Source organism: Dyella sp. (genome assembly GCF_035685805.1).
Lineage (GTDB): Bacteria > Pseudomonadota > Gammaproteobacteria > Xanthomonadales > Rhodanobacteraceae > Dyella_A.
In genome coordinates, this window is sequence record NZ_DASSAB010000002.1 from 20,498 (window position 1) to 30,079 (window position 9,582).

Sequence of the window (9,582 nt, forward strand, 5' to 3'; positions counted from 1 at the left end):
GGCAGCCAGCCGGTGGCCGGATAGAATGCCGGCACTGCCGCCCGAGGGAGCGCTCGTGACACCCAACGCCTACCGCCGCTCCGAACATCTTCGTGCCCTGTGGCCGTGGCTGCCGCTGTGGGCAGCGGCAGCGCTGCTGGCGATCTTCGCGCACGGCCCGATGCCGCTGTTCTCCACCCGCACGCTCGCCGTCGCCTGGGAGATGTGGAACGAGGGCCACTGGCTGGTGCCGCACGTCAACGGCGTGCCCTACAGCGAGAAGGCGCCGCTGCTGTTCTGGATGATCCACGCCGGCTGGGCCGCGTTCGGCGTCAGCGACGTATGGCCGCGCGTGCTCGAGGTGATCGTCGGCGGCGTGCAGCTGGTGCTGGCGTCGCTGCTGGCGCGGCGGCTGTTCCCGGACCGCCCGTGGGTGGCGCGCGCCACGCCGTGGATGCTGCTGTCGCTGAGCTACGCGTTCCTGTTCGGGCTGCAGATCATGTACGACGTGCTGCTGGCGGCATGGTCGCTGGCCGCGTTGTTGTGCCTGGTGCCGACCGCCCGTCGCGCCGAGCCGCGCTGGCTGGCGTTCGGCCTGTGCATCGGCCTGGGCCTGCTCACCAAGGGCCCGGTGATGCTGTTGCACGTGGTGTTCCCCTGGTTGCTCGGCCCGCTGTGGAGCGACTGGGCCGCCCGCCACCGCGCTCGCTGGTACGGCCTCGGGGCGCTGTCGATGCTGGCAGGGTTCGCGCTGCTGCTGGCGTGGGCGGTGCCGGCCGGATTCAGCGGCGGCGACGTCTACCGCCAGCGCCTGTTCTTTACCCAGACCGCGGCGCGGGTGGTCGACGGCGTGACGCCCGAGCACGACCTGCAGAACCACGCCCGCCCGCTGTGGTGGTACCTGTTGGCGATCCCCGTGCTGATGTTCCCGCTCAGCGCGTGGCCGCGCGCCACTGCCGCGCTGGCGACGCTGCGCCGGCCGCTGGAACCGGGGCTGCGCTTCGCGCTGTGCTGGCTGGTGCCGGCGTTCGTCACGTTTTCGCTGATCAGCGGCAAGCAGCTGTACTACCCGTTGCCGGAGCTGGGCGGCGCGTGCCTGCTGCTGGCTGGTGCCATTGCCGTGCTGCGCGAGCGGCACCCCCGGCTGGCCGAAAGCGCCTGGCTCGGCACCTGGCCGCTGGCGCTGGGCGGCTTCGCCCTGGCGGTATTCCTGTTCGTGCTGCCGAGCCTGGTGACCAGCGGTCGACTGCACGGCGCCTGGTTCGATGATGCGGTCGACTACAGCCGCTACTTCGGCGCGCTGTTCCTGCTGCTCGGCGCGTTGCTGCTGTTGCGCGGTCGCGGCGAAATGCGCCGGCTGGCCGTGGCCGGGCTGCTTGGCACGCTCGCCTTCAATACCCTGTTCACGCTGACCGCGTGGCACCGCTACGACCTCACCCCCGCCAGCCAGTTGCTGGGCGCGGCGCAGGCACAGCATCGGGCGATCGGTTATCTCGGCGCGTACGACGCACAGTTCCATTTCGCCGGCCGGCTCACGGACCCCATCACCGAGTTGACCGAGGGCCGGCCGATCGCCGATTTCGCGCAGGCGCATCCGGACGGGCTGATCGTCACGCATCCGGAGAAGCTCTCGCCGGCGGACAGCCGCTACGCGCTGCTGGTACAGCCGTTCCGCTCGTCGTGGCTGGTGATCTGGCCGGCGCGCTCGCTGGCCGACCTGCGCGCGGGCATCCAACCACCCGAACCGGGCACGCCCACCCGCGTCTATCCGGCGCGGCAGCGGCCGTGAGCGCCGAGCGCATCGCCGCCCTGCGCGCCCAGTGCAATGGCCCGCGCGACGGCGCCCTGCTGCGCTTTTCGCTGGGCAGCGCACTGCTGGAGGACGACCAGGCATCCGCGGCCGCGGTCGAACTGCGCCACGCGCTGCGGCTCGACCCGGGCTACTCCGCCGCCTGGAAACTGCTGGGCAAGGCCTGCCTGCAGGCCGGCGATCGCAACGGTGCCGCGGATGCGTGGCGGCAGGGCATCGGCGTTGCCGGCGGCCGCGGCGACCAGCAGGCGGCCAAGGAAATGACAGTGTTCCTGGCGCGGCTGGAACGCGCCGCGCGCTGAGCCTCAGGGCTCCAGCCGGCCGGCACCGTCATAGGGGCTGACCAGTCCGTCGGCGGAGAATCGTTTGTACTGCCACTGATACTGCGCGAACGCGCGCTCCACGCACGCCTCGACGCCGCGATTGAGTGCGCTGCAGGCCACTGCGAGGTCAGCATCGACCAGCTGTGCCGGCGCCGGCAGCAGGTGGATCCGGAAACCGGCACCGCGCGGCAGCCGCTCGGCGAAGGCGAACAGCACCGTGGCGCCGGTCCGGGCGGCCAGCCGCGGCAGCAGCACCATGGTCAAGGCATCGCGGCCGAAGAACGGTGCCACCTGACCATCCCCGGCACGCGGCTTCTGGTCGGGCAGGATCCCGACCGTGCCGCCGGCGGCCAGCCGCTTGTACAGCGTGCGCACGCCGGCGCCTTCGGCGCGCACCTGCTCCGGTGCCAGCGCGCCGCGTACCTTGCGCAGCAGTTGTTCGACCGCCGCCACCCGCGGCGGCCGATACAGGATCGCCATGGCCGTGCGGCTGCACAGCCAGTAGTTCAGCAACTCCCAGCATCCCAGGTGCGGCGCGGCGATGATCACGCCCTTGCCGGCGGCCAGCGCCTGTTCGAACAGTTCACCGCCGCGCACCTCGCGCACCAGCGCCAGCGCGCGCGCCGGCGAACTGCCCCAGACCTTGATGATCTCGGTCACCGACTTGCCGCTCTCGGCCATCACCTCGCGCAGCAGCGCGTCGCGCGCAGGCGCGGAGAGGCCGGGCCGGGCAATCGCCAGGTTGATCGCGGTGTGCCGCGCAGTCCGGCCATGGCGCCACAGAAGCCCCCGTCCGATGGCGGCGCCGACGCCATGCAGCAGGCGCAATGGCAGCAGGGCGAGCAGGCGCAGAAGCAGGTAGACCAGGTAAATGTCGGCACGCATCGCATCAGTCTAGTCGATGGTTGCGGGGCTTCCGCCGCGCCGCCACAGTGCGCTACCCGCGGCGGTAGAGGTGGTCGCGCTAAGCTCCCGCCACCGCCCGGAACCCTCTGCATGATTGCCCTGATCCAGCGCGTGAGCGCCGCCCACGTCACCGTCGATTCCGTCACCGTCGGCGCCATCGGCCCGGGCCTGCTCGCCCTCGTCGCGGTGCAGCCAAACGACGACGAACCGCGCACGCAGCGGATGCTGCAGCGGCTGCTTGGCTACCGGGTGTTTGCCGACGCCAGCGGCCGGATGAACCGATCGCTCGGCGACACGGGCGGCGGACTGCTGCTGGTGAGCCAGTTCACGCTGGCCGCGGACACCCGCTCGGGCATGCGCCCGAGTTTCACCTCCGCCGCGGCGCCGGAGCAGGGCAGGCACTGGTTCGAACGGCTGGTGGAGCTGGCGCGGGCCGCGCACGCGGGGGTGGAAACCGGTCGCTTCGGTGCCCATATGCAGGTGCATCTGGTAAACGACGGGCCGGTCACCTTCTGGCTCGAGAGTTGATGGCCGGTGAGGCCGACCCGCCGTCATGGCGCGATCTGGCGCATTTCTTGCTGCCCGGCCTGCTCACTTTTCCCCACTTGAAAACTGGTCAAAAAAGCAGCACATCGCTATACTGATCGGTTCCTGCATCCGCGGCGGTAGGTATGAATAGCAAAGCTCCCGAGCAACAGTCTGAAATCAAGGCGCTCATCTCCAAGGGTCTGGAGCAGGGGTACCTGACCTATGCCGAGATCAACGATCACCTGCCCGACGACATCGTCGACCCGGAGCAGATCGAAGACATCATGGCGGTGCTCAAGGGCGTCGGCATCGAGGTGCACGATGCCGCGCCGGATGGCGACACCGTCGCCGACACCGCGGCGGGTTCCAACACCGATGACGAGGCTGCCGCCGAAGAAGCCGTGGCGCTGCTTTCCGCCGTCGATGCCGAAGTGGGCCGCACCACCGACCCGGTGCGCATGTACATGCGCGAGATGGGCACAGTCGAGCTGCTGACCCGCGAGGGCGAGATCGCCATCGCCAAGCGCATCGAAGAGGGTCTGGGCCAGGTGCAGACCGCGCTGGCCAGCTTCCCGCTGACCATCGAACTGCTGCTCGAGGAATACGACCAGCACCTGGACGGCAAGCGCCGCCTGAGCGAGATCCTGGCCGGCTTCCTCGATCTGGAAGCCGCCGCCGATGCCGCCCGCGAGGAGGCCGAAGAGGCCGCCGCCAACGGCGTCGAGGTGGAGAGCGACGAAGACAGCGACGACGACGACGACACCGAGGAAGAGGAAGCCGGCCCGACCGGTCCCGATCCGGAAGAGGTGAAGCGCCGCATGGAGCTGCTGCGCGACTACTACGCCAAGTTCCAGAAGGCCGCGCCGAAGGCCGCCGGCATTACCGACAAGAAGATCGTCAAGCTGCGCGACCAGATGGCCGAGGAGTTCCTCAAGCTCAAGCTGCCGTCCGCGCTGATCGAGAGCTTCGTGCGCAAGCTGCGCGAAGTGGTGGGCGACATCCGCCACCACGAGCGCGTGCTGATGGACATCTTCGTCAAGCAGGTGAAGATGCCCAAGGGCGAGTTCATCAAGACCTTCCCCAGCAACGAGGGCAACCTCGAGTGGGCGGCCGAGCTGGGCCGCAAGCGCCAGAAGTGGTCGCCGAACATCAAGAACCATCGCGAGGCGATTGACGCCGAGCAGGAGAAGCTCGCCGCCATCGAGCGCAAGCTGTTCCTGCCGCTGACCGACATCAAGGACATCAACCGCGCCATGAGCGTGGGTGAGGCCAAGGCCCGTCGCGCCAAGAAGGAAATGGTCGAGGCGAACCTGCGCCTGGTGATCTCGATCGCCAAGAAGTACACCAACCGCGGCCTGCAGTTCCTGGACCTGATCCAGGAAGGCAACATCGGCCTGATGAAGGCGGTGGACAAGTTCGAATACCGCCGCGGCTACAAGTTCTCGACCTACGCCACCTGGTGGATCCGCCAGGCGATCACCCGCAGCATTGCCGATCAGGCCCGGACCATCCGTATCCCGGTGCACATGATCGAGACGATCAACAAGCTCAACCGCATTTCCCGCCAGATGCTCCAGCAGTTCGGCCGCGAGGCCACGCCGGAGGAGCTGGCCAAGGAAATGGAGATGCCCGAGGACAAGATCCGCAAGGTGCTGAAGATCGCCAAGGAGCCGATCTCCATGGAGACCCCGATCGGCGACGACGAGGACTCGCACCTGGGCGATTTCATCGAGGACGGCAACGCCAGCTCCCCGATCGACTCGGCCACCGAGACCGGGCTGATGGAAACCGTGCGCGACGTGCTCGCCGGGCTGACCCCGCGCGAGGCCAAGGTGCTGCGCATGCGCTTCGGCATCGACATGAATACCGATCACACGCTGGAGGAGGTCGGCAAGCAGTTCGACGTCACCCGCGAGCGGATCCGCCAGATCGAGGCCAAGGCGCTGCGCAAGCTGCGTCACCCCAGCCGCTCGGAGCAGCTGCGCTCGTTCCTCGACCTGGAATAAGCGTTCCCGCCACCGCTCGTGGAAGCGCCCGCTGCACGCGGGCGTTTTCATTTGCGGCGCCGCGCGCGCCCTTGTCTTTTCCGCTTGCCCACAGGATCCGCCGTGACCGGCTCTCCCGATTCGCCTTCCTCCGCCCCGGGCTCGCTGCGCAGCGGACTGGCGTTCGGCATCGCCTGCTACGGCATCTGGGGCGTGCTGCCGCTGTACCTGGTGTGGCTGGAGTTCGCCCCGGCGCTGGAGGTGGTGGCGCACCGCGCGCTGTGGACGGCGGTGGTATGCCTGCTGATCCTGGCGCTCACCGGCACCCTGGGCCAGCTGGTGCAGACGCTGCGCCATCCGCGCCGCATGGCCTTTCTCGCCGCGGCGGCGGCGCTGATCTCGGTGAACTGGCTGCTCTACGTCTATGCGGCCAACCATCGCGAAGTGCTGCAGGCCTCGCTGGGTTACTTCATCAACCCGCTGCTGAGCGTGGGGCTGGGCGTGGCGGTGCTGCACGAGAAGCTGCGCCGCGCGCAGTGGCTGGCGATCGCAATTGCGGTGGTTGCGGTGCTGGTGATCGCCATCGGCTACGGCCATCCGCCGTGGATCGCGCTCGGCCTGGCGGTCAGCTTCGGGCTGTACGGGCTGACCAAGAGCCTGGCCGGCCGCCACACCGGCGCGGTGGCCAGCCTCACCATCGAGACGCTGCTGCTGGCGCCGTTCGCGCTGTTCGCGCTGCACTGGCTGGGCCTGCGCAACGACACCCATTTTCTCGCCGATGGCTGGCGCAGCGCGCTGCTGCTGGTCTCTACCGGCCTGGTCACGGCCGCGCCACTGACATTTTTCGCCGCCGCCGCCCGACGCCTGCCGCTGAGCCTGCTGGGCATGCTGCAGTACCTGGCGCCGTCGCTGCAGTTCCTGATTGCGGTGACGGTCAATCACGAGGCCATGTCCACCTCGCGCTGGACCGGCTTCATCCTGATCTGGTGCGCCCTGCTGGTGCTAAGCGCCGACGCGCTGCGACTGCAACGCCAGCGCCGGGGTGCCGCCGACGCGTCGCGCCCGGCGTCCGTCGCACCCACGCCGCGCGCGAGCGGCTAAACTGCGCCCCCGTGCGGGCCTATAGCTCAATGGTTAGAGCAGAGGACTCATAATCCTTTGGTTCCAGGTTCGAGTCCTGGTGGGCCCATGTCCTTCGCCTGATCCGGGTCAAGGCAAAACCGGCGGCCAACGGCGACAGTGCGCGGCATGGAAACCATCGCCGCCACGCCCATCGAACCGCCGACCTTCGACGCCGGGCTGATCGCCCGCTACGACGTCAACGGGCCGCGCTACACCAGCTATCCAACCGCGCCGCATTTCCGCGCCGATTTCGGCGAGGCGGCGTTGCGCACGGCAATCCGCCACTCCAACGAGGAGCCGATCCCGCGCCCGCTGTCGCTGTACGTGCACGTGCCGTTCTGCATGAGCCCGTGCTTCTACTGTGGCTGCAACCGCGTGATCACCCGCGAGGTGGGCAAGGCGGATCGCTATCTGGAGCGACTGGTGCGCGAGATCGAGCTGATCGCGCCGCTGTTCGACCGCGACCGGCCGGTGCGCCAGCTGCACTTCGGTGGCGGCACGCCGAACTTCCTCGACCTGCCGCGCATGCGCGACCTGATGGAGTCGCTGGCGCAGCACTTCAGTTTCGTGCGCGACAGCCAGCGCGAGTACGGCATCGAGATCGACCCCCGCTTCGCCGACGCCGCCTACGTGCGCGGACTCGCCGAGCTCGGCTTCAACCGCATTTCGGTGGGCATCCAGGATTTCGACCCGGCCGTGCAGCGCAAGGTCAACCGCGTGCAAAGCGTGGCCGAGACGGCCGAAGTGCTCCACGCCGCGCGCGAGGCCGGCTTCGTCTCGGCTAGTGTCGACCTGATCTACGGCCTGCCGGGACAGACGCTGGCAGGGTTCGACCGCACGCTGACCGAGGTGATCGCGCTGGCACCGGATCGCGTGGCGGTCTACGGCTATGCGCACCTGCCCGGCATGTTCAAGGCGCAGCAGCAGATCGACGCGGCCGAGCTGCCCGACCCGCAGACCCGGCTGGCCCTGTTCGGTCGCGCGCTGGAGCGCCTGGGCGCGGCGCGCTACGCGTACATCGGCATGGACCATTTCGCCCACGTGGACGACGAGCTTGCCCGCGCCCGGCGCGGCGGCACGCTGCAGCGCAATTTCCAGGGCTACTCCACCCACGGCGACTGCGACATCGTGGGACTGGGTGTGAGCGCGATCGGCCGCATCGGCGACAGCTACAGCCAGAACGCCCGCGACCTCACCGGCTACTACGCCGCGCTCGATGCCGGTCGGCTGCCGGTGGCTCGCGGCCTGACGCTGAGCGAGGATGACGTGATCTGCCGCGCCGCCATCGGTGAGCTGATGTGCCATGGCGCGCTGGACATGGCCGCGTTCGGGACGCGCCACCGGCTCGTCTTCGAGGACTACTTTGCCCAGGCAGTGGAACGGTTGCAGGCACTGGCGGCGGACGGGCTGGTCACCATCGAGAGGCGCACGATCCGGGTCACTTCGCGCGGACGCCTTCTGTTGCGTATCATCGCCATGTGCTTTGACGCGTACCTTGATGACGCCGCGTCGCCTGCACGCTACTCGCGCGCCATCTGACCCCACGCCACGGTTGTCACCACGATGCGCACCAGCCAGCCGGCAGGCCGCCTGCCCGATCCGCCCAGCCCGATCTCCGACGACGGCGACACCACGCGTTTCTGCCGTACCTGCGCCTTTGCCGGCGCCTGCATTGCCGTGGGCTACGGCAAGCCCGAGCTGGAGTCGCTGCACTGCCTGGTGGAACACGTGGGCGCCTACCGCACCGGCGACCACGTGTTCCGCACCGGCGATCCGTTTCGCGCCATCTACGCCGTGCGCGGCGGCATGGTGAAGACCTGCGTGGTGGACAAGGAGGGCCGCGAGCAGGTGCTCGGCTTCTACCTGCCCGGCGAGGTAATCGGCCTCAATGCGATCTATCCCGAGCACTTCCCGTGCGACGCGCTGGCGCTGGAGAAAACCGAGTTCTGCCGCTTCTCGTTTCCCGCCATGAGCGCGCTGGCCGCGCGCATGCCGGCGGTGCAGCAGCACCTGTTCCGCCTGCTCAGCAAGGAGCTGGGCACCGCCAGCCTGCTCGCCGGCGACCATAGCGCCGACGAGCGCATGGCCGCGTTCCTGTGCGACCTGGGCCGCCGGTACGAAGCGCGCGGCTTCTCCGGCACCCACTTCGCGCTGAGCATGTCGCGTGGCGACATCGCCAATTACCTGCGGCTGGCCGCCGAAACCGTCAGCCGCGTGCTCACCCGCTTCCGCAGCCAGGAACTGATCGCTCTCGAAGGGCGTGATCTGGAACTGCTCGACGTGAAGGGGCTGGAGAAGATCGGGCAGAACCTGCTGCCGGATTGAACGGCGGCGTTAGGGCGTCGCTGGCTCCGTCTTGTGAGGCTCTCGCCAGGGCTTTCTCCCAAAGGATGCCGGTGTGGACCATTCGCCCACTGAAGGCGACTTTTTAGCCCTCTTCCCGCCGCGGAGAGTGAGCTGCTGCGGCATGCGTCAAGTCTTCTCCTGATCAGCCGCGAAGAGGACCATTTTCTGAAATGCGTAGCGACCAGTGGGCCGCGCCGCGCGACGCGCGCGATCTGGGCGGTTTCCTCGCCACAGGTGCTTGCGTAGAGGCAGTCACCGTCAAGCGTGCGGTGCGGAAGGTGACGCGCATCAGGAGCCGGCACGTTGCTTCGTAGCCGCCTCCTCCCGCAGCGGAGGAGGGAGCGGATGCGCTTGTACCTAGGAGGCAGGCATCGTGCTGGAGGCGAGAGAAAGCTGCCTGCTGCCCACGATCGGCGCGCCGAGATCGCGCCCGCGCGGGCGCAGGCCCAGCCCGAGTTTCAGGCTCTGTCCGATGCGCTCGGCGTAATCGATCATCAGTGCCGCGCCCGCGGCGTCCAGCACCTCGGCGCAGGTGGGACGCCACAACGCGAGCCAGCGGTCGAAGTGTTCGGCGCGCACCGGA

At 68.8% G+C, this 9,582-nt stretch carries 9 protein-coding genes and 1 tRNA gene; 8 read left to right on the forward strand and 2 right to left on the reverse strand.

From position 1 onward, the window contains the following. Positions 1–25 precede the first annotated feature (25 nt). Together VFG40_RS00110 and VFG40_RS00115 are read left to right on the forward strand one after the other, a co-directional pair. Complete coding sequence (locus VFG40_RS00110; protein WP_414649220.1) at positions 26–1,768, forward strand: ArnT family glycosyltransferase; 1,743 nt, start codon at positions 26–28, stop codon at positions 1,766–1,768. Beyond that, entirely contained in the window at positions 1,765–2,091 is a 327-nt protein-coding gene (locus VFG40_RS00115; RefSeq protein WP_324893599.1) for a tetratricopeptide repeat protein, read from the forward strand. Before VFG40_RS00110 ends, VFG40_RS00115 begins: the two co-directional genes overlap by 4 nt. Positions 2,092–2,094: 3 nt before the next feature. Here VFG40_RS00115 and VFG40_RS00120 read toward each other — a convergent pair whose 3' ends face one another. Continuing rightward, positions 2,095–2,997 carry an LpxL/LpxP family acyltransferase gene (locus VFG40_RS00120; protein ID WP_324893601.1) on the reverse strand — a complete coding sequence of 301 codons (903 nt, stop codon included), beginning with the start codon at positions 2,995–2,997 and terminating at the stop codon, positions 2,095–2,097. A gap of 111 nt (positions 2,998–3,108) precedes the next feature. On the opposite strand from VFG40_RS00120, the gene dtd reads away from it, so the two are divergent. The 6 genes from dtd (at position 3,109) to VFG40_RS00150 (ending at position 8,978) form a co-directional block, all read left to right on the forward strand. Further along, entirely contained in the window at positions 3,109–3,546 is a 438-nt protein-coding gene (gene dtd / locus VFG40_RS00125; protein WP_324893603.1) for a D-aminoacyl-tRNA deacylase, read from the forward strand. 143 nt (positions 3,547–3,689) lie between these two features. Beyond that, on the forward strand, positions 3,690–5,552 hold the full coding sequence (gene rpoD, locus VFG40_RS00130; protein WP_324893605.1) for an RNA polymerase sigma factor RpoD: 1,863 nt from the start codon (positions 3,690–3,692) through the stop codon (positions 5,550–5,552). 102 nt (positions 5,553–5,654) lie between these two features. Next, complete coding sequence (gene rarD, locus VFG40_RS00135) at positions 5,655–6,632, forward strand: EamA family transporter RarD (RefSeq protein WP_324893608.1); 978 nt, start codon at positions 5,655–5,657, stop codon at positions 6,630–6,632. Positions 6,633–6,647: 15 nt separating this feature from the next. Then, positions 6,648–6,720, forward strand: a tRNA-Ile gene (locus tag VFG40_RS00140). 59 nt (positions 6,721–6,779) lie between these two features. After that, the gene (gene hemN, locus VFG40_RS00145; protein WP_324893610.1) at positions 6,780–8,192 is read left to right on the forward strand and encodes an oxygen-independent coproporphyrinogen III oxidase; all 1,413 of its coding nucleotides are present in this window, start codon (positions 6,780–6,782) and stop codon (positions 8,190–8,192) included. 24 nt (positions 8,193–8,216) lie between these two features. Next, complete coding sequence (locus tag VFG40_RS00150) at positions 8,217–8,978, forward strand: helix-turn-helix domain-containing protein (RefSeq protein ID WP_324893612.1); 762 nt, start codon at positions 8,217–8,219, stop codon at positions 8,976–8,978. Positions 8,979–9,356: 378 nt separating this feature from the next. Here VFG40_RS00150 and VFG40_RS00155 read toward each other — a convergent pair. Then, the coding region (locus VFG40_RS00155) for a globin family protein (protein ID WP_525931234.1) at positions 9,357–9,582 on the reverse strand (226 nt) is incomplete at its 5' end.

Bases quoted from the DNA above. Each gene is read 5' to 3' on its own strand.
- VFG40_RS00150 (WP_324893612.1), top strand. From the start codon at position 8,217: ATGCGCACCAGCCAGCCGGCAGGCCGCCTGCCCGATCCGCCCAGCCCG.
- dtd (WP_324893603.1), top strand. From the start codon at position 3,109: ATGATTGCCCTGATCCAGCGCGTGAGCGCCGCCCACGTCACCGTCGAT.
- rpoD (WP_324893605.1), top strand. From the start codon at position 3,690: ATGAATAGCAAAGCTCCCGAGCAACAGTCTGAAATCAAGGCGCTCATC.
- VFG40_RS00110 (WP_414649220.1), top strand. From the start codon at position 26: ATGCCGGCACTGCCGCCCGAGGGAGCGCTCGTGACACCCAACGCCTAC.
- VFG40_RS00120 (WP_324893601.1), bottom strand. From the start codon at position 2,997: ATGCGTGCCGACATTTACCTGGTCTACCTGCTTCTGCGCCTGCTCGCC.
- hemN (WP_324893610.1), top strand. From the start codon at position 6,780: ATGGAAACCATCGCCGCCACGCCCATCGAACCGCCGACCTTCGACGCC.